The sequence below is a fragment of the Hoeflea prorocentri genome (assembly GCF_027944115.1).
Lineage (GTDB): Bacteria > Pseudomonadota > Alphaproteobacteria > Rhizobiales > Rhizobiaceae > Hoeflea_A > Hoeflea_A prorocentri.
In genome coordinates, this window is the sequence record NZ_JAPJZI010000001.1 from 3,696,811 (window position 1) to 3,718,680 (window position 21,870).

General features: G+C 59.7%; 17 protein-coding genes and 1 riboswitch. Of the genes, 5 read left to right on the forward strand and 12 right to left on the reverse strand.

Going from position 1 to position 21,870, the window contains the following annotated elements; genetic code table 11:
• The first annotated feature begins 99 nt into the window (after nt 1-99).
• Nucleotides 100-1,965 carry a hypothetical protein gene (locus OQ273_RS17300; protein ID WP_267991808.1) on the forward strand — a complete coding sequence of 622 codons (1,866 nt, stop codon included), beginning with the start codon at nt 100-102 and terminating at the stop codon, nt 1,963-1,965.
• A gap of 1 nt (nt 1,966) precedes the next feature.
• On the opposite strand, the gene OQ273_RS17305 is transcribed toward OQ273_RS17300, so the two are convergent.
• Nucleotides 1,967-3,055, reverse strand: a complete 1,089-nt coding sequence (locus OQ273_RS17305; protein ID WP_267991810.1) for a 2'-deoxycytidine 5'-triphosphate deaminase — start codon at nt 3,053-3,055, stop codon at nt 1,967-1,969.
• A gap of 77 nt (nt 3,056-3,132) precedes the next feature.
• A riboswitch (SAM riboswitch) is annotated at nt 3,133-3,210 on the forward strand.
• A 41-nt stretch (nt 3,211-3,251) separates the two neighbouring features.
• On the opposite strand from OQ273_RS17305, the gene OQ273_RS17310 reads away from it, so the two are divergent.
• The gene (locus tag OQ273_RS17310; RefSeq protein WP_267991812.1) at nt 3,252-4,454 is read left to right on the forward strand and encodes an O-succinylhomoserine sulfhydrylase; all 1,203 of its coding nucleotides are present in this window, start codon (nt 3,252-3,254) and stop codon (nt 4,452-4,454) included.
• A 7-nt stretch (nt 4,455-4,461) separates the two neighbouring features.
• Here OQ273_RS17310 and OQ273_RS17315 read toward each other — a convergent pair whose 3' ends face one another.
• Entirely contained in the window at nt 4,462-5,073 is a 612-nt protein-coding gene (locus OQ273_RS17315; protein WP_267991814.1) for a CDP-alcohol phosphatidyltransferase family protein, read from the reverse strand.
• A 379-nt stretch (nt 5,074-5,452) separates the two neighbouring features.
• Between OQ273_RS17315 and apaG the strand changes: the two genes are divergently transcribed.
• Nucleotides 5,453-5,845 carry a Co2+/Mg2+ efflux protein ApaG gene (apaG, locus tag OQ273_RS17320; RefSeq protein WP_267993131.1) on the forward strand — a complete coding sequence of 131 codons (393 nt, stop codon included), beginning with the start codon at nt 5,453-5,455 and terminating at the stop codon, nt 5,843-5,845.
• Nucleotides 5,842-7,299, forward strand: a complete 1,458-nt coding sequence (locus OQ273_RS17325; RefSeq protein ID WP_267991816.1) for a TrkH family potassium uptake protein — start codon at nt 5,842-5,844, stop codon at nt 7,297-7,299. Before apaG ends, OQ273_RS17325 begins: the two co-directional genes overlap by 4 nt.
• Here the strand turns inward: OQ273_RS17325 and OQ273_RS17330 are convergent.
• From OQ273_RS17330 to OQ273_RS17350, 5 genes are all read right to left on the reverse strand, one after another.
• Nucleotides 7,296-10,745 carry an efflux RND transporter permease subunit gene (locus OQ273_RS17330; RefSeq protein ID WP_267991818.1) on the reverse strand — a complete coding sequence of 1,150 codons (3,450 nt, stop codon included), beginning with the start codon at nt 10,743-10,745 and terminating at the stop codon, nt 7,296-7,298. The genes OQ273_RS17325 and OQ273_RS17330 overlap by 4 nt on opposite strands.
• A 2-nt stretch (nt 10,746-10,747) precedes the next feature.
• Nucleotides 10,748-12,145 carry an efflux RND transporter periplasmic adaptor subunit gene (locus OQ273_RS17335; RefSeq protein ID WP_267991820.1) on the reverse strand — a complete coding sequence of 466 codons (1,398 nt, stop codon included), beginning with the start codon at nt 12,143-12,145 and terminating at the stop codon, nt 10,748-10,750.
• 180 nt (nt 12,146-12,325) lie between these two features.
• Nucleotides 12,326-13,315 carry an Hsp33 family molecular chaperone gene (locus OQ273_RS17340; protein WP_267991822.1) on the reverse strand — a complete coding sequence of 330 codons (990 nt, stop codon included), beginning with the start codon at nt 13,313-13,315 and terminating at the stop codon, nt 12,326-12,328.
• Between the two features lie 60 nt (nt 13,316-13,375).
• Entirely contained in the window at nt 13,376-14,302 is a 927-nt protein-coding gene (gene argF, locus OQ273_RS17345; RefSeq protein WP_267991824.1) for an ornithine carbamoyltransferase, read from the reverse strand.
• Between the two features lie 54 nt (nt 14,303-14,356).
• Nucleotides 14,357-15,544: an aspartate aminotransferase family protein gene (locus tag OQ273_RS17350; protein WP_267991826.1), complete on the reverse strand. Its 1,188-nt coding sequence runs from the start codon at nt 15,542-15,544 to the stop codon at nt 14,357-14,359.
• 421 nt (nt 15,545-15,965) lie between these two features.
• On the opposite strand from OQ273_RS17350, the gene OQ273_RS17355 reads away from it, so the two are divergent.
• Complete coding sequence (locus OQ273_RS17355; RefSeq protein WP_267991828.1) at nt 15,966-16,484, forward strand: GcrA family cell cycle regulator; 519 nt, start codon at nt 15,966-15,968, stop codon at nt 16,482-16,484.
• A 39-nt stretch (nt 16,485-16,523) separates the two neighbouring features.
• Here the strand turns inward: OQ273_RS17355 and OQ273_RS17360 are convergent, their stop codons facing one another.
• From OQ273_RS17360 to OQ273_RS17380, 5 genes are all read right to left on the reverse strand, one after another.
• Nucleotides 16,524-17,576, reverse strand: a complete 1,053-nt coding sequence (locus OQ273_RS17360) for an AbrB family transcriptional regulator (protein WP_267991830.1) — start codon at nt 17,574-17,576, stop codon at nt 16,524-16,526.
• An 8-nt stretch (nt 17,577-17,584) separates the two neighbouring features.
• Nucleotides 17,585-19,120, reverse strand: a complete 1,536-nt coding sequence (locus OQ273_RS17365) for a tripartite tricarboxylate transporter permease (RefSeq protein ID WP_267991832.1) — start codon at nt 19,118-19,120, stop codon at nt 17,585-17,587.
• A 4-nt stretch (nt 19,121-19,124) separates the two neighbouring features.
• Nucleotides 19,125-19,583 (reverse strand): tripartite tricarboxylate transporter TctB family protein, encoded by a 459-nt coding sequence (locus tag OQ273_RS17370; RefSeq protein WP_267991834.1) that lies wholly within the window; start codon nt 19,581-19,583, stop codon nt 19,125-19,127.
• Nucleotides 19,584-19,681: 98 nt separating this feature from the next.
• Nucleotides 19,682-20,650, reverse strand: a complete 969-nt coding sequence (locus OQ273_RS17375; protein ID WP_267991836.1) for a tripartite tricarboxylate transporter substrate binding protein — start codon at nt 20,648-20,650, stop codon at nt 19,682-19,684.
• Between the two features lie 116 nt (nt 20,651-20,766).
• Nucleotides 20,767-21,828, reverse strand: coding sequence for an ABC transporter substrate-binding protein (locus OQ273_RS17380; RefSeq protein ID WP_267991838.1), 1,062 nt, complete (start codon nt 21,826-21,828; stop codon nt 20,767-20,769).
• Nucleotides 21,829-21,870: the final 42 nt, after the last annotated feature.

Below are 21,870 nucleotides of genomic sequence, written 5' to 3' on the forward strand. Positions count from 1 at the left end.
TTGTCCTGCTGAACATTCGAGCTTCAAAGAACTGCAAAAACAAGTGATATTTGGGATATTACCTCTTATTTTCGTCCATTTCTTTCCGAGGGATCGAGTATGACGCAAGATACAAACGGCTCTGACGGCCATATCTCGATCGTTTACTTTCACGGCATGGGAAGCCAGCGCCGGTTTGAGGAAACCAGCCGTCTGGTTGACCGGCTTGACAGGTTTTTGGAAAGCGTCTTCAAAAGAGGAAAACCGTTCGGCAAACTGCGACGCATTCGGGCGCGTGCAGAGACCGGCAATACGCCCAACGACCCGGACGTCACGTTCATTCGCGCAATCCATCTTCCCGGAGACGAATCGGAAAGCCAGAATCCGACAAAGGCGCAATTTTACGAGGCATATTGGGCCGATGAGATGCAGGAGAAACGCTCCGTCTATGCGGTCATCAAGTGGATCCTCCGGCAGATCTGGCGCCCCATAACGATGGTCTGGACCCCCTGGGGGGAAAGACAGCGTGTCAAACGTGCATCATTGGTTGAGTTGCTGGAGGAAAAAACCCAATGGCCGGAAGGCACAATCGAAACGGATTTCAAGAGGCTGCTGAAGCACTATAACGACTTTGACCATCCGAGATGGACCCGGATGGCCGCGCGCCTTGCAAATCAGGGCGTATCCGGGACGTCAGATTTCACCGGCTTCCTGCACATGATCGACGTGCGAAACCGCGGCAAGCCCGATCGGATCGAACGCCTCACGAAACTGGCGCGCGCCTGGCGGCGGAGATATGTCTGGCGCGAGGTCCGGAATTTCGCATTCATGTGCAGCCTTCTGCTTGCGATCGTGCTGGTCGTTCTGCTTCTGTCCGCCGGCGTCTTGGCCGCGTTGCTGCAAGTGCCGACAGCACTGGATTGGTTCGGCCTGGCCAACAAAATATCGCTACCCGATGTGATGGAACCGAACTGGAAGAATGCGCTTGGGATCGGTTTTGGCATCCTGCTTGCTCTTGGTCTTCGGGACTTTCTGGTAAACCGGCTGGCTGATGTGGAAGCGTGGTCGACATATGCGGAAACGGATGAGAAATTTCGAAAGCGTGAAGCGATCCTCAACAAGTCCGTGAACCTGCTGACGCATGTCGTTCAACAACCGGCATGCAAACGCGTCGTGGTCGTCGCCCATTCGTTGGGGACCAGTGTTGCCTATGATACGCTCCTGGCCGCGGTTCATGCCAACAGAGCCGTCAATGCTCAGGAGACGATGACCGGGCGGGTTGATTTTAACAAGGTCAGCCACTTCGTCACCCTGGCCTCGCCCATTGACAAGATTTCCTACTTCTTTGAGAGCTTCCAGAGCCCGGTCCGGCGATATCTCAAGATCTACGAAGAACTGCGTGGAGATATCGGCACATCGCCGTTTTCGAAATCCGGCAGGCAACCGCATATTCATTGGGTCAACATATGGGACGAGATGGATATCATCTCCGGCCCATTGCATTCGCCCGCGGCGCGCGAGTGGACCGAAGCGCGGGTTGATAACGTTCAGGTCAACAGCCTGACCTATTTTAACCCCGGCGCGGCCCACAATGCCTATTTCGACAATTACAACGTCATCGAAATTCTGTTCGATGTCATCTTCCGGAACAAGGGCAACTATCCGGCCGCCAACGTCAAACGGAAACAACCACCGAACGGGGATGCCTCGAACTCTGTCTATCGTGCCGTGGACTTCGGCCCGAGCAAGGGTGAAGCCGGCTATGCCAGATATTATCTGCTCAGCCTCGCCCTGGCTCCATGGGCCTGGCTGGTTTTTCTGATCAGCCGGATCGGCCAGGTTGAGCCGGTCGTATCCGTGTTGATGTGGATCGCCATCGTGCTGACTGCTCTTCCGTTGCTCGGCTTTCTCGGGAAGTTCGTCAAACAAAGTGAGCTTACATCACCGCTGAAGCAAAGCGGGTCGGGGCGGCATCCAGGCGGCTGAGTTACGTTCGAAAATGCTTGGAGAGCTTCAGGCCCTGGGCCTGGTAGTTCGAGCCGAGGTCGGAACCGTAAAGCGCCCTGGGGCGTTCCAGCATGTGTTCGTAGATGAGCCGCCCGACGATCTGGCCGTGCTCGAGGATGAACGGCACTTCGTGGCTGCGCACTTCGAGGACGGCGCGGCTGCCGGAGCCGCCGGCATCGGAGTGGCCAAAGCCGGGGTCGAAGAAACCGGCATAGTGGACCCGGAATTCGCCAACCAGAGGGTCGAATGGCGTCATCTCGGCGGCATAGAGCGGCGGCACATGCACTGCCTCGCGCGAGACAAGGATGTAAAACTCGTCCGGGTCGAGGATGATATAGCCATTGCCGCGCGTGTAGACCGGCTCCCAGAAATCGAGAACATCGTGCTGCGCCTTGAGGTCGACATCGATCACGGAGGTGTGGTGCTTGCCGCGATATCCGGCAAGCCCGTCCGGCCCGCTTTCAAGATCGACCGACAGAGCGATGCCGCCCCCGGAGATGTTGGGCGTATCAGAGGCAACCAGCACTTCGGCCTCGTGCAGACGGGCAAGCGCGGCCTCGTCCAACCCGGCACTGCCCTTGCGGAAACGGATTTGCGAAAGGCGCGAGCCGGTGCGCGCGACGATGGGAAACGTGCGCGGGCTGACTTCCAGATAAAGCGGCCCCTTGTAGCCGGCCGGAATCTTGTCGAACTCCTGCGTCCTGTCGGCCATGACCCGGGTGAATATGTCGAGGCGGCCGGTCGAGCTTTTCGGATTGGCCGAGGCGGAAATCTCATCCGGCAGATCAAGGCTTTCCAGCAGCGGCACGATATAGACACAGCCGGTTTCCAGAACCGCACCATTTCGCAGGTCGATCTCGTGCAGTTTCAGACGTTCAAGCTTGTCGGCAACCCCGTGATCCGGCCCCGGCAGGAAGCTGGCACGGACCCGGTAGGCCGTCTCTCCGAGGCGCAGGTCCAGGCTTGCCGGCTGGATCTGGTCGTCATCGAGCGCACGGGGTGCCTTCAGCCTCCCGCCGTCAAAGAGCGCCGCAATATCCAGATCGGCTAAAATTCCTTCTGCAGCCATGCCTCAATCCCCTGCTGTCGCCTTGTATCAAATACAGCGCGGCACGATTGACGCAAGAAGGTCCGGTCTGTAAAGAAGCCTTATCCCGTGGTGATTTGGCCGACCGGCTTGCTGCCACGTTAAACAAGTCGCTAAAAGGTCGGGTGTGTAACCGGCTGGCGATGATCGCAAGCCGGTTTTTTGTTGGGTAAAAACGATGACGGACAAGAACAAACCGCAAAACACGTCAAACTGGCGTCCCGCGACGCAGATGGTCCATGGCGGCACCAGCCGTTCGCAGTTCGGCGAAACGTCCGAAGCGATGTTTTTGACGCAGGGCTTTGTCTATGACAGCGCCGAAGCTGCCGAGGCGCGTTTCAAGGGCGAGGATTGCGGCTTTATCTATTCACGATACGCCAACCCGACAGTCGATATGTTCGAAAAGCGCATGTGCGCCCTGGAAGACGCGGAAGATGCGCGGGCGACGGCGTCCGGGATGGCAGCCGTTTCGGCAGCGCTGCTGTGCCAGGTGAAGGCGGGCGATCACGTCGTTGCAGCCCGGGCTCTCTTCGGCTCCTGCCGCTGGGTCGTCGAAACGCTGATGCCGCAATACGGCATCGAGACAACACTGATCGACGGCACAGACCTTGCCAACTGGCAAGGAGCCGTACGGCCCAACACCAAGGTGTTTTTCCTGGAAAGCCCGACCAACCCGACTCTGGAGGTCATCGACATTGCCGGAGTTGCGGAGATTGCCAACGCCATCGGCGCAAAGGTCGTGGTGGACAATGTCTTTGCAACGCCGCTCTACCAGAAACCATTGGCGCTTGGCGCGCATATCGTTGTCTATTCGGCCACCAAGCACATTGATGGTCAGGGCCGTTGCCTTGGCGGGATCGTGCTGTCCACGAAGGACTGGATCGAGGAACACCTGCACGATTATTTTCGCCATACCGGGCCGTCCCTGTCCCCTTTCAACGCGTGGACCCTCCTGAAAGGGCTGGAAACCCTGCCCCTCAGGGTGCGCCAACAGACAGAAAGCGCCGGACGGATTGCGGACTATCTGGCGGGTCACAGCTCAATCAAGCGGGTGATTTATCCGGGGCGCGCGGACCATCCACAGGCGGATATCGTCGCAAGGCAGATGTCGGGCGGCTCGACGCTCGTGGCCTTCGAGATCGATGGCGGCAAGCCGGCTGCCTTTGCCTTTGAAAACGCACTGGAGATTGTCCGTATTTCCAACAATCTCGGCGATGCGAAGAGCCTGATCACCCACCCGTCGACCACGACACACAAGAACCTGGCCGAAGAGGCCCGCGCCGAACTCGGCATCACCGATGCAACCGTGCGCCTTTCGGTCGGGCTTGAGGATGCGGACGACCTGATCGCCGATATCGACCGGGCGCTGTCATCGGTCTGATGCCGTTCTATCGCCGGCTAAACACCCGGCCGGCGAGCACAATGCGCGACAGGGCCGTATAAAAGCAGATCGCGGCATAGATATAGGCGATGACGACGAAGGCCGAGGGAAAGATGCAGACAATTACGAACATGGCAATGGTCTCGGTCGCTTCGGCAAGGCCGGTCGTGAAATAAAGCGATTTTTCTCCGCGGACCGTACTGTGCATATCATAGCGTTCGGCCATGATCGCATAGGCCAGGAACGTTGAGCCGTTGACATAAAAAGACAGGATCAGGACAGCGCCGGCAACCGCATTGGCCTGCGGATCTGCAAGCACAAACCCCAGCGGTATCGAGCCGTAGAAGACAAAATCGAGGACGATGTCGAGATAGCCACCGAAATCGGTCGATTCGGTCGCCTTGGCGATCGCGCCGTCGAGACCATCACAGAACCGGCTCACAAGCAGGAGAAAGAGGCCGACCCAATAGGCGTTCTGCCAGATCGCAAAGGCTGCGGCGAGGCCGATCACACAGCCAACAACCGTTACCGTGTTGGCCGTGACACCCCAGGCGGCAACCCGCCTTCCGCAGGCATCGAGAGGCGGATTGATGATCTCCCGAACCGCACCGTCCAGCATGATGTCTCCTTCCAGCGAAACGTGCGCAACCGTACAATCGGCGGACCTTAATTGTGTTCATGCATACAGCTTTCGCGGAAGCGTGAAAGCCATCATTTCTCACAATCGCGTCACCGTGAATTTACCCGGAGCCGCTGTTCATAGCCTTAGAGCCTATCTTGTTTAAATGGAAACATTTGATGGCGGAAAACCGGCCCATTCGGCAATGCGCGTCGCGCGGCGCGATGTGGGGCATCTCAGACAAGATACGCTCCAAACCCATCGCCTGGACATTGCACGTCTTAAGCCTGTTGAGAAAACCGGATTCCCCTGCGCAAGATGATGTTTTATACAGACGGCGGTAGGATTGATGGAGAATGAGCGGGAAGGCTCGATCACAATGTACCGGGCGCTGACACACGATATCGAGATAACGGTCGAACCGTTCTATCTCGAAGAGCAATCCGAGCCGGACGACAACAGGTTCGTCTGGGGCTATCGGATTGTCATCGTCAATCATTCGGACGAGACGGTCCAATTGCGTGACCGTTTCTGGCAGATCACCGATGCTGCCGGCCAGATTGACGAAATTAGCGGTGAAGGGGTTGTTGGCAAGCAACCCGTTCTGGAGCCGGGGGAACAGTTCGAATATTCGTCCGGGTGTCCGCTCGACACTTCCTCCGGCATGATGGTCGGCCAGTACCGCATGGAGCGAGAGGACGGCAAGAGCTTCATGGTCGACATACCGGCCTTCTCTCTCGACGTACCGGGAATAACGAGAACGCTCAATTGAACGGAGCACTCGATTTCCGACCGGTGGCGCTTGTCACCGGCATCCTGATCGCAACGCTGGGCGTGGCAATGCTGCTGCCGGCGATTGTCGATCTTGCCGCCAACAACAACGACTGGATGGTGTTCGTCGCAGCTTCGATGCTGACGACGCTGATCGGTCTTTCGCTGTTTGCCGCGACGCGCGGTACACCGCGCGGACTGTCGACCCGGCAGGCCCTGTTGATGACCGTCGTTTCATGGCTTGCGCTCGTCGCTTTTGGCGCGTTGCCCTTCGTCTGGTCCGGCGTGGTTCCGACCTATACCGATGCCTTTTTTGAGTCCATGTCCGGGCTGACCACCACGGGGGCAACGGTGATCACCGATCTCGACGGGGCACCGCCGGGGATCCTGTTCTGGCGCGGTCTCCTGCAGTGGCTCGGCGGCCTCGGTATCATCGTCATGGCGATCGCCGTTCTGCCGATGCTTCAGATCGGTGGTATGCAGCTCTTCAAGGCGGAAGCGTTCGATACGGCGGAAAAGATCCTGCCGCGTGCCACCCAGATTTCCAGTTCGATTACACTTGTCTTCATCGGCTTTACCGGAGCCTGCTGTATCCTTTATCTGGCGGCGGGCATGCCGATCGACGATGCCGTCATTCATGCCATGACGACGGTGGCGACCGGCGGCTTTTCCACCAAGAACGAGTCCCTCGGCTATTTCAACAGTGCCGCCATCGATTGGATCGCCATCACCTTCATGATCCTGGGCTCGATCCCGTTCATCCTCTATGTGCAGGCGCTGCAGGGCCGCATTCGCCCGATCTTCCTCGATTCACAGGTGCGCGTCTTCATCGGGCTCCTGGCCATCGCAACGCTCATTGCCTGGCTGATGGCCCATTACGGCGAATATCACGTCGGCATCGAGGGATTGCGCTTTGCCGCCTTCAACGTGGTTTCGGTCACGACCGGCACCGGCTACGCCACCACCGATTACGGATTGTGGGGCTCGCACGCGATCTCGTTTTTCTTTGTCATCATGTTCATTGGCGGCTGCGCCGGCTCCACCTCCTGCGGCATCAAGATTTTCCGCTTCCAGGTGCTTTTCGAGGCGATCCGCCAGCACATCAATCAGGTGATGTATCCGAACGGCATCTTCAGACCGCGCTTTAACGGCCGACCGATCGATCAGCGGGTGATCGCATCGGTCATGAGCTTCATGTTCCTCTACGTGGTGAGTTTCGGCGTCCTCTCGATCGTCCTGATCCTGACCGGCCTCGACACAACCACGGCTTTGTCCGGCGCCGGCTCGGCCATCTCGAATGTCGGTCCGGGGCTCGGCTCGATCATCGGACCGGCCGGCACCTACGCTCCGCTGAACGATCCTGCCAAATGGGCCCTTTCGGCAGGCATGCTGCTCGGCCGGCTCGAACTCTTCACGATTATGGTTCTTTTCCTGCCGCGCTTCTGGCGGAGTTAGCTGGAGCCGGTCGCTTCCGACCGGTGATGCTGGTGACCGAAGACGGATATGAACGCCGCGCGTATGTCGTTGCCGATGCCCATCAGCGCCGGAACAAGGAACAGGACGAGCACGGTCGCCATGGCGAGGCCGAAGACAATCGTCACCGCCATGGGCAGCAGGAACTGCGCCTGCCTGCTTGTCTCGAACAGCAGCGGCAACAGGCCGCCGATGGTTGTCAGCGATGTCAGCAACACGGCGCGCAGACGGTCACGGCTCGCACCTATTGCAGCGTGGGCAAGATCCTGCCCTGCCTTCAACCGCTCATTGAGCCGTGTCACCAGAATGATGGAATCGTTGACCAGAATACCTGACAATCCAAGCAGGCCGATCCACGACAGAATGGTCAGCTGGATACCCATCACCCAGTGACCGAAAACCGCGCCGACGATCCCGAACGGAATGATCAACATGACGGCGAAAGGCCGCCAATAGCTGCCAAAGACCCATGCAAGGATGATGTAGATCACCGACAGCGCAACAATCATCCCCAGCCGGAGGTCGGCAAAGGCTGTTTCCTGTTCCTGTGAACGGCCGCCATACTGATAGTCTATGCCGTAACGTCCGGCGATGGCGGCGATGATGCCGCTGGCCTCAAGCTCTTCTATCACTCCGTCGGTGGTGTTGACTTCATTGTCGATGTCGCCGGTGACGGAGATTTTCGTCTTGCCGTCCTTCCTCGATATGTAGGCAAAACCCTGCCGCTCATCCAGCGTGGCGACTTCGGTCAGTGGCACAAACTCGCCGGCGGGGCTCTTGAGCTCAAAATTGCGCAGTGCTCCCGTCCCACCAATCCGCATCAATTGCGAGACGCGCACTGTGACCTCGTCATCGCCGCGCGCGAAGCGGAACGGGATCTGCCCGTCAAACGCGTTGCGAAGCTGCCGGCCGATGTTTTCGGCGGTGAAGCCAAGCGCAGCGCCGCGCGGCTTCATTTCGACAACCAGTTCAGGTTTGCCGTAGGGCAGATTGTCATCGGCACCGGATACGCCGGCAATTGAGCCCAGAATGGGTATCATTTCCGTGGCGGCAGCCTTCAGGTCGGCGATCCGGTCGCCGCGCAATTCGATATCGATATCACGCCCCGGGGGGCCGCCGCGCGACTGGAAAATCGAGAAGCGGGACACGCCGGCCAGATCGGGAACTGCGTTGCGCCAGGCGCGCACGATGTCCGGCGTGCGCACGGTGCGCGTCTCGGAGGAGGTCAGTTGAACCTTGATTGTCGCGCTGGTGCCGCCGAACCGGCTCGCCTTTGAGAACATGATGAAGATGGATTCAGCAAGCGGTTCCCCGCCACCGGTCAGCTCCTGCTCGACATCCCTGAATGCCTCTTCCACGCGCGCAACTGCTCTTAGCGCGTCTTCTTCCGGAAGGCCGGCAATGAAGCTTACATTACCCCGAATGTTTTCGGCCTCAGGCGATGGAAAGAAGACAAACTCCACCCGCTTGCCCTGGATAAGGCCAACCGCAAACATAAGAACGAAGCCAACGGCAATCGAAATGGTGACATAGCGCCAATTGTAGGACAGCGCGACGAACCGGTTGAACGGGCCGTCGCGGAAGCGGGCAAAGTTCCCGTCGAACCAGCCACGGAACCCGCCGGCCTTGACCTGCGCTCCCTCTGCTGCGCGTTTTGCACTGCCAGAGCGCCTTCGGATACCCAGAATGACAAATTCCAGTGCCGTGGCTAAGAGAAGCGCAGCGCCGCCGATCAGCAAGGCCTGGATCAGCATCGGCAGGCCCGACAGGCCATCCAGCCATGACCGGGCTGTGGAGCCGTCCGGCACAAAACCATGGAGCGGCGAATAGGGTGTGGCGACTGTTGCAACAGCCACGACAATGACAAAGGCAAAGAAGAATTGGCGCCAGTAGGACCAGCGCAGCCCGCTCTGCCGCTCAAGGGCATGGGCAAGGTGTCCGGGCAGAACGTAGAAACATTCCAGCAGGCTGGCGACAATGACCGCCATCACGACCAGCGGCAGTACGCCGATGATCTGTCCGATCGTGTCCGATATGAGTAACATGGGCGCAAAAGCCGCCAAAGTCGTGGTCATGGCGGCCATAACCGGCCTGATCATCATGGACACACCGTTTTCCGCCGCCATCATGGGGTCGTCACCCATTTCAAGCCGTGTATAGGTGTGCTCGCCGACGACGATCGCGTCGTCAACAATGATGCCAAGCATCATGATCAGACCGAACAGCGAGATCATATTGATCGTCTGGCCGGAAGCGAACATGAAGCCGACCGTCGCCAGCAATGCGACCGGTATGCCCGCAGCCACCCAGAACGCTATTCTGCCATCCAGGAAAAGGAACAGGATCGCAACCACAAGGATCAACCCGCCAAGGCCGTTCTTGACGAGCAGCATGATGCGCTCGAGCAGGGAATCGGCCGCCACCTCATAGGTGTTGATCTCGATATTGTGCGGCAATTGCGGGATCAGCTCTTCAAGATATTCGTCGAGAATTCTGGCCGTCCGCAGGGTATCGGCAGATGCCGATCGGCGCACATCGATCTCGATGGCAACATCACCACCGGCAAAGCCGCGTGTCTCGTTGGTGTCGAAGGCATCGCTGATTGTAGCGATATCGCCGAGACGAACCTTTTCACCCGAGGCGAAGGAGACAACTTCGATATTGCCCAGCGTCTTCGGCGTCTCGGCATCGGCGAGCGAACGCAACTGGCGTTCGACGGCACCTTCAAGCGTTCCCGACGGCAAATCCCTGCTGTTGTCGGTTACGGCACTGGAGACATCATTGATCGTAAGGCCGAGCCGGCGCAGTTCGCGCTCGGGTATATCGACTCGGATTTCACGATCGCGCAGCGCTGTGAAATCCACCTTGTCGATGCCGCGGGCGATCAGTTCGTCGCGAATGTTCTTGGCCCATTCACGCTTGATCGCCTCGGGCGCCGTTCCGCCGACGGAAAGACTGGCGACCCGGTCAAAGAATGTCGCCTTTGAGACGGTGGGCGTTTCGGCATCCTGCGGCAGCGTGCTGATGCCCTTGACGGCGGTCTCGACCTCTGAAAGAGCCCGTTGCATGTCGCTGCCGTCCTCGAATTCCAAACGGATCGAACCGGAGCCTTCACGCGCCGTCGACGTCATGACATCGACACCATCGACGAAACGCACTTCCGGTTCGATGACGGCGAGCAGGTTGGCTTCTATATCCTCGGCGCTGGCGCCCGACCAGGAAACCGACACATTGATGGCCGGGCGGTCGACAGAGGGGAAGAACTGCGTGTTGATCTTGAGGATGGCGAACACACCCAGCAGGATCATCAGCATCATGAGCAGGTTGGCGGCGTTCGGGTGGCGGATGAACGTGCGAACCAGACCGCCGGAGCCGCGCAATTCATGGGCCGCGTCATCGATTGCCTGGCGAACGCCGCGCTCAGCCATGATCAGCTTCCCTCGGCTGCTTCGGGCCTTGCCCGGCCGTTTGCATCGTCCGTCTCGCCTGCCGACTGACGCACGCGGACACCGTCGTCGGCCTGGGTGAGATGCGTCGTCATGACGATTTCGCCAGGCTCTATCCCACCGGTTACGATAATGTCCTCGCGATCGAAGGCGGCGATCTCGACGACGCGCCGAACCAGTTTTCCGTCTTCAACTACAAAAACCTCGGAGCCGCTGAAAAGCGCGGTCTCGGGTATTCTGAGCGAATCCTCATAGGTGCGGTCGGGAACATCGATTTCAACGAAGGCGCCCGGGCGCAGCTGGACCGGAGAATCAGAAGGCTCCAGCCGCGCAACGACTTCGACACCGCCACGCTGCGAAGCGATTTCGGCGGCGATACGGTCGATACGACCGACATATTCATAACTGCTGACGCCAACGGTCCAGACCACCTTGATGGCGCGTCCGATCAACGGATCGGCGTCTGTCGAAATCCGGCCATATTGTGCGTCGGTGAGGGTGAAACGGACCTCAAGCGCGTTGTCGTCATAGAGCGATGCCACCACATCATTGCTGCTGACATAACGGCCCGGTTCGGCATTGTGTGTCTGGACCACACCAGAGAACGGCGCCTTGAGTTCCGTATATTCGAGATTGCGCTCAGCCTGTTGAACCTTCCACTCAAGGCTTTCGATATTGGCTTCCTGCTGTTCCTGCCTCGCCTCTTCAATTATGCGATTGTTGCGCCGTTGGCTGACGGCCTGTTCGCGCTGCGAAACGATGAGGCGCCGGTCCTCGACCTGCTTTTCTGTCAGGGTTCCGCTTGCAACCAGCGATTCGGCTCGCTCCAGATCGCTTTCGGCCAGCGTCAATTGCATCTCGGATGCTTCGAGCTGCTCCTGTTCGGAAACCATACGTGCCTTTGTCTCGGCCAGCGTGGCGCGTGCCTGGGCAAGATTGGCGCGTGCTTCGGAGAGCGCTCCGCGATAGCTGAAGGCATCGATTTCGATCAACACGTCGCCGCCGGCCACGTATGAGCCCGCCTTCAATTCGGGATTGACGGCAATGATCTCGCCATTGACAAGCGGGCGCAGTTCCACCGAACGGGCCGCCTGAACCTCGCCGTAAAGCATCAGTTGCGGGGTGTTCACCGCCTGCTCGGCAACCACCGTTTCGATGGAATAGACAGTCGGCTGAAAGGGACGGGGCGTGCGTTCGGGACCCGTTGCGATAAGCCGGTTCATAACCGCGTAGGACCCGCCCAGAACTGCCAGCATCACGATGACCTGCAGCAGAACGCGCCCGCCGCTGAGCAGGGGCGAGCGAGGAGACATTTCTACCGGGGCCGCGTCGTCATCCGTATGCGACTGCGCCGCTTCCCCGTCATGTGCCGATTTGAGCATTCAGCAGGCTCCGACTGTATCCAGGCAAACTAGCTATGTAGTGGTTCAACGCGCAAATTAAAGTTCGTCCACTTTTCGCGCCATTTTGCCGCTTTTGCCTGCAAATGCCATAGCGATGGCCGGGCCTTTACATAACTTTACACTGCATTGCAGCAAAACGGGCCGATTGCGGGATCCGATCTAGCGTTCAATTTCGCCTGGGTCAAAGCGGTAGTTTGCGGAGCAAAATTCGCATTTCACGGTTATGATGCCGCTTTCGACGCTTTCTTCGAACTCGTCGTCCTCAAGCCCGGCAAGGACACCCATGATCTTGTCGCGGGAACAGGAGCAGTTGTCACGCACGGCAACCGGTTCGAACACCCGCACGCCGCGCTCATGGAAAAGGCGGTAGAGCAAGCGCTCTGAGCCAACCTGCGGATCGGCCAGTTCATCGTCGGCAATCGTTTCCATCAGGGCTTTTGCCTCCAGCCAGTCCTCGTCTTCCTCGAATTCGAACTCATCGCTGTCGTCGGGAAGATCCCCACCGGGCAGGTCCGCCTGACGCATTCTTTCCGGGGATTCGGGCAGAAACTGCAGGACAACACCGCCGGCGCGCCATTGGTGGCGATGCCGGCCGTCCTCATCGGAGCCATAAAGCTGCGCGGCGGCCAGCCGGACTTCGGTCGGTATCTGTTCGGATTGCCGGAAATAGGCGCGCGCGATCTCCTCAAGCGTTGCGCCATTGAGTTCGACAATGCCCTGATAGCGCTGCGTGTGTGCGCCCTGATCGATGGTAAAGGCCAGGATGCCCGTTCCCAGCAATTCATGCGGCTCCAGACGATCCTGGGCAACTGCCTCGGCCAGCGCCTTGTCATCGAAGCGTGCGTAGGCGCGCATGCTGTCGGGTGTCGTGAAGTCGGCCACGAGCATATCGACAGGGCCGTCGGTCTGCGTCTGTACGATAAATTTTCCGGTAAATTTCAGCGAGGTTCCCAAAAGTACCGTCAGGGTGACAGCCTCGGCCAGCAGGCGCGCGACCGGTTCGGGATACTCATGGCGCACGAGGATCGCATCGAGCATCGGGCCGAGCTGGACAGCGCGGCCGCGCGCATCGAGACCTTCAACCTGAAACGGCACAACCTGATCATCGCCGGCAAAGCCGATCTCTCCGAGAGTAAATTCGTCTTTCATTATCTCAACACTTTTGCGAGCGGCGGGCGCTCGGGAGTAGCCGTCAAGCGGACATGCGCTCTAGAGTCGATCCAGACACCAGGCAAGAATTGCCTTTTGAGCATGCATGCGGTTTTCGGCTTCGTCAAAAACAACCGACTGCGGGCCATCGATAACCTCGTCGGTCACTTCCTCCCCGCGGTGGGCGGGCAGGCAATGCATAAATAGGGCGTCGGGGTGGGCTTTTTCCATAAGGCTGGCGTTCACTTGATAGGGCTTGAAGACATTGTGACCGCGGGCACGCTGTTCCTGGCCCATGGAAACCCAGGTATCGGTAAAGACACAGTCCGCGCCGGCAATCGCTGCTTCAGGGTCGCTTGTCATGGCGACCTTGCCACCGTTTTTCCGCGACCATTCAGCAAAACGCGGCTCCGGTTCGGACCCCGCCGGGACGCCGACACTCACCTCGTAACCGAAACGCGCCGAACCCTCAATCAGCGAATGCAGGACATTGTTTCCATCGCCAATCCAGGAGAGCGTCTTTCCGGCCACGGACCCGCGATGCTGCTCATAGGTCATGATATCGGCCATGATCTGGCAGGGATGGGTGTCATCCGTCAGGCCGTTGATCACCGGCACTGTGGCGTATTGCGCAAGCTCCGTCAGACGGCCGTGATCGGTCGTACGGATCATTACCGCGTCGACGTAACGCGACAGCACCCTTGCCGTATCGGCAATGGATTCGGCCCTCCCGAGCTGCATTTCACTGCCCGAAAGCATGATCGTCTCGCCGCCGAGCTGGCGCATGCCGACATCAAACGATACGCGTGTGCGGGTCGACGGTTTTTCGAAGATCATGGCCAGCACCTTGCCGGCAAGCGGCTTGTCGGCGGTGCCGTTCTTGGTCGCCGCTTTTCGCTCATGGGCATGATCGAGAATGCCGCGCAGTTCATCTGCCTCCACGGCGGAAAGATCAAGGAAATGACGGGGCCCGTCATGTGTAGTCATTTCAATTTTCCTTGTAGGTGCGGCGGGCTTTCCACGCCCGGCCCGATTTGCCAGTCAGGCCGCCTTGACCGATACGGACGCGGCGGCGGCCTCAAGGCGCGACAGCCCGTCGCGCGCTTCTTCGGCAGTGGTCGTGAGCGGCGGAAGCAGGCGTACGACATTGTCTCCGGCCGGCACGCCAAGCAGATTCTGGTCGCGCATGGCAACCAGCAGTTCCATATTGGGTCCCTTGCACTTGACGCCGAGCATCAGGCCGGAGCCGCGAATCTCCTCGATCACATCGGGATACTTGTCGGCGATGGCAGCCAGGCCTTGCTTGAATACCAGTGCAACATCGCGCACGTGTTCCAGGAACCCGTCTTCAAGAACGATGTCGAGCACGGCATTGCCGACGGCCATGGCCAGCGGGTTGCCGCCATAGGTCGTTCCGTGGGTGCTCGCCGTCATGCCGCTCGCCGCTTCGTCGGTTGCCAGGCAAACGCCGAACGGAAAACCACCACCAATGCCCTTTGCGACCGCCATGATGTCGGGCGTGATACCGGCCCATTCGTGGGCAAACAGTTTTCCGGTACGGCCGACACCGCACTGAACCTCGTCCAGCAGCAGCAGCAGGCCGTGCTCATCGCACAGGGCGCGAAGATCGCGCAGCAACTGCAGCGAAAGCTCGCGGATCCCGCCCTCACCCTGCAGGGGCTCAACTAGGATCGCGGCGGTCTCGTCATTGACGGCTGCCTTGATCGCATCCATATCGTCGAACGGCACCTGGTCAAAGCCCGGCGCCTTGGGGCCGAAGCCCTCGAGATATTTTTCCTGTCCGCCAGCGGCAATGGTTGCGAGCGTGCGTCCATGGAAAGCACCTTCCATGGTAATAATGCTGAAGCGCTCGGGCCTGCCGTTGACGTAGTGATAGCGCCGCGCGGTCTTGATCGCGCATTCCAGCGCTTCGGCGCCGGAGTTTGTAAAAAACGCCCGATCGGCGAATGTGGCCGCCGTCAGGCGTTCCCCCAGCCTTTCCTGGCCCGGCATTTCGTAAAGGTTCGACAGATGCCACAGCTTGTCCGCCTGCCCCTTCAACGCTTCGACGAGATGCGGGTGCGAATGGCCAAGCGAATTGACCGCGATGCCGGCGGCGAAGTCGAGATATCGCTGGCCGTCTTCCGCCACAAGCCAGACCCCTTCACCACGCTCGAAACGGAGCGGAATGCGATTATACGTGCCGAAGAGCGATGAATTCGCCGACATGATGCATCTCTCCAAACATACCGGTCAGGCCGGAAAATTTAGCGGAACAGGCAGCCGGAACGCCCGGCCCAAAACAAATAGCTGCCCCGAAAGGCAGCTTTTGCAGTATCTTTATACTGTGAGCGGCGATCAATCAACCATGGCGAAACGTACGACCGCCGCGCGCATTATGGGCGCAAATTTGGTCAAAATTTGCCGCCAACCGCTTCAAGTTGGGGAAAACTCGAAAAAGGAATCCGACTTGATTCGCCGGACTCTTGTCACCGAGTCCCGCTGTCACTAACTTATGGTTAAGGATTACGGACTGCATGCGGCGGACCTAGTGACCTTTAACACAATAAGTATTTCGGTTCCGAAATGATTTCGGAATGCGTTGAAGGATTCGGTTGTCCCCGAATGCGGCTAACAGGGGTAATTGACCATGAGCTGGACTGATGAACGCGTCGAACGGCTTAAGAAACTGTGGGCTGACGGACTGAGCGCAAGCCAGATCGCCGCCGAGTTGGGCGGCGTGAGCCGCAATGCCGTCATCGGCAAGGTGCATCGCCTCCATCTGCCGGGCCGGGCCAAATCGGGCGGGTCCTCGGCTTCACGCAGCAAACGCGTGGCATCGGGATCGAGAAGCAGCTACGGCTCTTCGCGCAGCACTGTCACGCGGTCTATTCCACGTACCAGCGGGGCAACTGCCCTGAAGCAGGAAGTGATTGCCGATGCAATCGCCGAGATCGACACACGGCCCGTCGAGGATGTGGTTGTCCCGATCTTCCGCAAGCTGGCGCTGACGGAGCTGACGGAAAAAACCTGCAAATGGCCGGTCGGCGATCCGCTGCAGGAGGACTTCTATTTCTGCGGCACCGACTGCGACGACAATGCGCCCTATTGCGGCTATCATTCCAAACTGGCCTTCCAGCCGGCAGCGGACCGCAAGCGCTCGCGCTGACGCATATAACAAACAAACATCGAAAACGGCCCCGGATTCTCAGGGGCCGTTTTTCTTTGTCTGTTTTTGTGTGCGGCCCAGCACTGCCGGCGCGAGGAATGTCAGGATCACAAGTCGCCAGACATGATGCGCGGCGACAAAGGTTGGGTCCGCTCCAAGGATCACCGCAACAGCTGCCATGGATTCCACACCGCCCGGCGCGAAGGCGATCAGGATCTGCGGAAACGGAAGATCGATGAACTGGACGAGCAACGCTGCGCAGGCGATCGTGACGACAAAAGCGATTGCCGTGACAACCAGCCCGGCGCCGAGGGCGCGGCGCAGGGTAGACAATGCAACGCCGGAAAACCGGGTGCCAATGAGACTGCCCATGATGGCAAAGGCCGGAATGACGGCCCATTGCGGGACGTGCCCCTCAACAAGTCCCGTCAGATGGGTGAGCGTCGAGAAGATCATGCCGCCAAGCAGCAGCGCAGCGGGAACGCGAAAGCGGTGAAGCAGGAAACCAAGGACCAGAGCACAAGCCAGGCTGACGGCCAGCCAATAAAGGTCCATCGTCGCGCCCGGCAGGCCCATGATCGACGTGTCATAGCCCATGAGGCTGACGGCAAAGGGAACAAGCAGGGTCAAGGCAAGAACGCGCGTACTTTGAATGACGCTGATTGTCGGAATGTCGCCTCGAGTCTGCGAGGAAAGGCCGAGAATATAACTGAGATGTCCCGGTGTTGACGACAGGATGGCCGTTTCCCGGCCCTGCTTCCAAAATCGCCTGAGCATGGCCGTACAGGCAAAGAATATGATGCAGATGCTGACCGCCAGGAGCACGAAGCTCAACGGCCATTGCCGCGCGGCCTCATAGACCTCCGGCGTCACGCCGGTGCCCATGGACAAGCCGATGACCACAAAACAGAGATTGCGCAGCGAAGCGGAAATCTTCAGCCGGACACTGGCGACCGAGAAGGCGGTTACGGCAAGGGCGGGACCGGTCAGCGCTGGAGCCGGAAATCCAAGGAACAGCGCCGCGGCAAGCCCGACGCCGCCGATCGCAAGCGTCAGCAGGATCGCTGCTGCATCACTGCCGGGGCGCAACATTGCTCGCTCTAGCCTCCCTCCCCGGCCCGGTCGGCGCCTTTACGCAGCCGCTGCACGTTCGACCAGATCATCGGGGCAAACAGGCAAAACAGCGCGATCAGCAAAATAGCGAATGTCAGCGGGCGCTGCCACAGGAAGGACCAGCTGTCATTGTTGATCAGCAGAGCACGGCGCAGGTTTTCCTCCATCATGCCGCCGAGGATGAAGCCAAGGATCATCGGCGCCATCGGAAAATCGAGGAAGCGCAGCATGACGGCAACAAGACCGAACAGCACCATGAGCTGAATGTCGAACGTGTTGAAGGTGACGAAATAGACGCCGATGAGCGAGAAGAACAGGATCAGCGGCAGCAGGAACCTGGACGGAATGGCCAGCACCTTGGCGATATAGGGAATGAGCGGCAGGTTGAGGATCAGGAGGACAATATTGCCGATCCACATCGAAACGATGACCGACCAGAAGACCGCCGGCTGATCGATATAAAGACGCGGTCCGGGCTGAATGCCGTAGCCGATGAGCGCACCGAGCATGATCGCCGTGGTGCCCGAACCCGGAATGCCGAGCGTCAGCAGGGGAACGAAGGAACCGGTCGCCGCCGCGTTGTTGGCTGTTTCGGGCGCCGAAAGCCCGCGCACGGACCCCTTGCCGAAAAGCTTGCCCTTTTCGGGCCCGGCCAGGCGCTGCTCGGTGCCATAGGCGAGAAAGCTTGCAATTGTCGCGCCTGCGCCCGGCAGAACACCGATGATGAAGCCGAGAACAGACGAGCGGCCGATAACAGGCGCCATTTCGCGCACTTCCTCGCCACTCACCTTCATGGAGCCGAGATTGGACGAGGCTTCCATCTCCTCCTGACGCTTGTTGTCACCCGAGGGTTTCAGAATGGCGATCAGCGCCTCGGACAGCGCAAAGGTCGCCATGACGAGAAGCAGGAAGGAGATGCCGTCGGTGAGGTCGATGAGGCCCAGAGTAAAACGCGGCACGCCCTGCGTCTGGTCGGTGCCGACGGTCGATAACATCAGGCCGATGACCGTCATCAGCAGTGCTTTCAAGACATCGCCCTTGCCGGCAAAGGCGGCAACGGCGGTCAGGCCAAGCACCATCAGGGCAAAATAATCGGCGGAATGGAAAGACAGGGAGACCGCCGCCAGGAAAGGCGCGGCGACCAGCAGGAAGATCGCGGCAATCACACCGCCGGAAAACGAGGAATAGGCGGCTATTGCCAGCGCCTTGCCGGCCTTGCCGGCCTTGGCCATGGGATAGCCGTCGAAAGAGGTCGCCACGGTGCTTGCAACGCCCGGCGCATTGATCAGGATCGAGGAGGTCGAACCACCGAAGATCGCGCCGTAATAGACGGCCGCCATCAGGATGATGCCCGTGGCCGGCTCCAGACTGGCGGCGACCGGGATCATCAGCGCGATGGCGGACATCGGCCCGAGGCCGGGCAGCATGCCGATGAAGGTGCCGATGAGACAGCCGGCAAAGACAAAGAGGATATTGACCGGGTTGAGCGCGGTTCCAAGACCGACAAGGATGCCTTCAATCATGACGCTATCCTTTCAGGAACCAGGGCAGCGGCTCGATGAAGACATCGAGACCCTGTGTCATCAAAAGCCAGAAGCCGACGACCAGCGGCACCGCCACGAGGAACAGCTTGAGCGGGGAACGCTCGCCGAGCATGGCAAATCCGGCCATGAGGAACAGCGAGGTCGACAGGATAAAGCCGAGCGGGCGGATCGTCATGCCGTAGACCGACATGAGGATGAGGAACAGCGCCGCCCTGCCCCAGTTGAAGCCGGCAAGCTGCGGACGCTCATGCACGCCCGGAAAGATCACAATCAGGAGGGAAAGGCCGATGCCGAGCACCATCAGCACTTCCGGCATGGTGCGGGCCGTGAATGCCGCCTTGGCCTGAATGGGCAGAAGCGTGATGTTCTGGCTTAAAAATCCGTAGGCAATGCAAAAGGCGAGCAGAAGAACGCCGCCAATCCTGTCCTTTGAAAACAGCATGAAATCCTCCCCCGGAGCGGCAAACGCTCCCTCAAGGCTGGCGGGGCGCCTTTTAAAAACGCCCCGCCGCCAAAATCGTCAGCGATGAAGACCGAGCCTCAAAGGAAGCCGAGTTCCTTCATCAGACCGCCGACTTCCTCTTCCTGCTGCTCAAGGAAGCTGGTGAAGTCGTCGCCCGGATTGAAAATCTCGACCCAACCATTGCGGTCGCGCACGGCAACCCATTCGGGCGTGGCGTACATGGCTTCAAGCGCGGCGACGAACTGTGCCTTCTTGTCGTCGGACAGTCCGGGTGCGCCGAAGAAGCCGCGCCAGTTGACGAAGTCGGTTCCCTTGGAGCCGGATTCGTCGCAGGTCGGCGTGTCAGGCGCGGCCGGCAGACGCTTCATGGCCGTCACGCACAGCACCTTGACTTCGCCCTGGCGGGCAAGCTCGAGGGCCTCACCGAAGCCGGTCGTCAGCGCGGCGATCTCGCCCGACAAGAGCCCGGCCATCGCCTTGCCGCCGGCGTCATAGGGAATGTACTTCACATCCGTCGGGCTCTCGCCGGCATTCTTCATGACGAGGGCCGCGATGAGATGGTCCATACCGCCGGCAACCGAGCCGCCGCCGATGGCAATCGCGGTCGGATCGGCCTTGTAAGCCGCAAGCAGGCCGCCGAGATCGTTGATGTCGGAGTTCTTGCCGACGACGATCGCGCCATAGTCGCCGATGATGCCGGCAATCGGCGTCAGGTCGCGGAAGGATTGCGGAAAGACCTTCTGGAGCGAACGGATGACGATGGGTGTCGAGTTCACCATCAGCGTATTCTGGTCCTTGGTCTCGATGATGTGGGCAATCGCCTTGCCGCCACCGCCGCCGGACATGTTCTCATAGGATGCGGAGCCGACAATGCCGGATTTGGTCAACGCCTCTCCGGTGCCGCGGGCCGTTCCGTCCCAGCCGCCGCCGGCGCCGCCGGGGATCAGGAACTTGATTTCGTCGACGGTCTGCGCCTGCGCCAGCCCGGCGGACGCCGCGAGTGTAAATACGGACACGGCAAGGGCTGCCGTCAGTTTCTTCAGCATGATTTCCTCCCAGGGATGCTCGATCCACGCCCAATGGCGGGCGTTGCCGTCAGCAAAACAGCAAAAGCTGTCATCTAGCTGACATCGGCACGCGGAAGTTGTTTTTAGCGATATTGCTACTTGGACTGCAGCGCATCGTTCCAGCGGGAGATGAAGCGGGCGCGCTTGACCTGATCGAGATAGACGACAAGGCCGGGGCTGATCGAGATCGGCCGCAGCCGCGCGCCGAAACGCGAACGCAGCGCCGAGGCGGTGTTGTCGCCCTCGACCAGCGGATGAAGGGCCGGAAGGCGGGCATCGCGCGCCATGATGGTCTGGCCCTCCTCGGACATTAAAAAGGCAAGCATCGCCTCGCCGAGGTCCGGATCGGCGGCGGCTTCGGGCACCAGCGCGATGCGCGACATGACGACGGTATAGTCCTCCGGCAGGATGATGCCGAGGTCGGGAATGCGGCTCGCCCAGCTCTGCGCATAGGAGCCGAGGATGTTGTAGCCGAGTGCAAAGCGGCCATCGGCCACGCGGTCCAATATGGCGGAGGAGTTGGAATAAAGCTTCACGCCTGCGGTGCCGAATGCGGAGACAAGGCTCCAGATATCGCGGCTGTGTTCGCGGTCGCGGGCAAGGAACAAGAAGCCAAGGCCCGAGCGCTCCACATCATAGGTGGCGATCCTGCCGTAGAGTTCGGCCTCGGAGGTTTTCAAAAGCCCGATCAGCTCGGCGCGGTTTCGCGGCACGCCGACGCCCTCGAAAGAGGGTTTGTGATAAACGATGACGGAAGGCTCGAAGGTAAGGCCGAAAACAGAATCGCGCCATTTCGCCCAGTTCGGCCAGCCGTCGACCTCGGCGCCCGAAACCTCGCGCGCATACCCGTCATTGGCAAGCTTGACCTGCAGGTCCATGGCCGACGAAATCACCAGATCGGCGGTCTGGCCCTCATCCGTCTCGCGCAGGATGCGCTCGTAAATGTCCAGCGACTGCAGATCCTCATAACTCACCGCAATGCCTGGATTGGCCTTCTGGAAGGCATCGATCAGCGGGCGGGAGACCGTCTCGTCCAGCGTCGAATAGACGTTGAGCGTGCGCACCGGGCCGTTCTCTCCGACCGGCGGAAAGTAGGTGGCCGAAAGGGCAACGCCGGCGGTCGCCAGATAGGCAAGGACAAGGCAGACAAAACGCATTGCGCGACCATGCCCGGCAAATTGGACATTCACAAGTGGCAA

What these genes read in the sequence shown, in the direction of transcription:
- apaG (WP_267993131.1), top strand. Translation starts at nt 5,453, where the DNA reads ATGTACCGGGCGCTGACACACGATATCGAGATAACGGTCGAACCGTTC.
- OQ273_RS17310 (WP_267991812.1), top strand. Translation starts at nt 3,252, where the DNA reads ATGACGGACAAGAACAAACCGCAAAACACGTCAAACTGGCGTCCCGCG.
- OQ273_RS17355 (WP_267991828.1), top strand. Translation starts at nt 15,966, where the DNA reads ATGAGCTGGACTGATGAACGCGTCGAACGGCTTAAGAAACTGTGGGCT.
- argF (WP_267991824.1), bottom strand. Translation starts at nt 14,302, where the DNA reads ATGACTACACATGACGGGCCCCGTCATTTCCTTGATCTTTCCGCCGTG.
- OQ273_RS17330 (WP_267991818.1), bottom strand. Translation starts at nt 10,745, where the DNA reads ATGGCTGAGCGCGGCGTTCGCCAGGCAATCGATGACGCGGCCCATGAA.
- OQ273_RS17350 (WP_267991826.1), bottom strand. Translation starts at nt 15,544, where the DNA reads ATGTCGGCGAATTCATCGCTCTTCGGCACGTATAATCGCATTCCGCTC.
- OQ273_RS17360 (WP_267991830.1), bottom strand. Translation starts at nt 17,576, where the DNA reads ATGTTGCGCCCCGGCAGTGATGCAGCAGCGATCCTGCTGACGCTTGCG.
- OQ273_RS17300 (WP_267991808.1), top strand. Translation starts at nt 100, where the DNA reads ATGACGCAAGATACAAACGGCTCTGACGGCCATATCTCGATCGTTTAC.
- OQ273_RS17365 (WP_267991832.1), bottom strand. Translation starts at nt 19,120, where the DNA reads ATGATTGAAGGCATCCTTGTCGGTCTTGGAACCGCGCTCAACCCGGTC.
- OQ273_RS17340 (WP_267991822.1), bottom strand. Translation starts at nt 13,315, where the DNA reads ATGAAAGACGAATTTACTCTCGGAGAGATCGGCTTTGCCGGCGATGAT.
- OQ273_RS17375 (WP_267991836.1), bottom strand. Translation starts at nt 20,650, where the DNA reads ATGCTGAAGAAACTGACGGCAGCCCTTGCCGTGTCCGTATTTACACTC.
- OQ273_RS17335 (WP_267991820.1), bottom strand. Translation starts at nt 12,145, where the DNA reads ATGCTCAAATCGGCACATGACGGGGAAGCGGCGCAGTCGCATACGGAT.
- OQ273_RS17380 (WP_267991838.1), bottom strand. Translation starts at nt 21,828, where the DNA reads ATGCGTTTTGTCTGCCTTGTCCTTGCCTATCTGGCGACCGCCGGCGTT.
- OQ273_RS17370 (WP_267991834.1), bottom strand. Translation starts at nt 19,583, where the DNA reads ATGCTGTTTTCAAAGGACAGGATTGGCGGCGTTCTTCTGCTCGCCTTT.
- OQ273_RS17315 (WP_267991814.1), bottom strand. Translation starts at nt 5,073, where the DNA reads ATGCTGGACGGTGCGGTTCGGGAGATCATCAATCCGCCTCTCGATGCC.
- OQ273_RS17305 (WP_267991810.1), bottom strand. Translation starts at nt 3,055, where the DNA reads ATGGCTGCAGAAGGAATTTTAGCCGATCTGGATATTGCGGCGCTCTTT.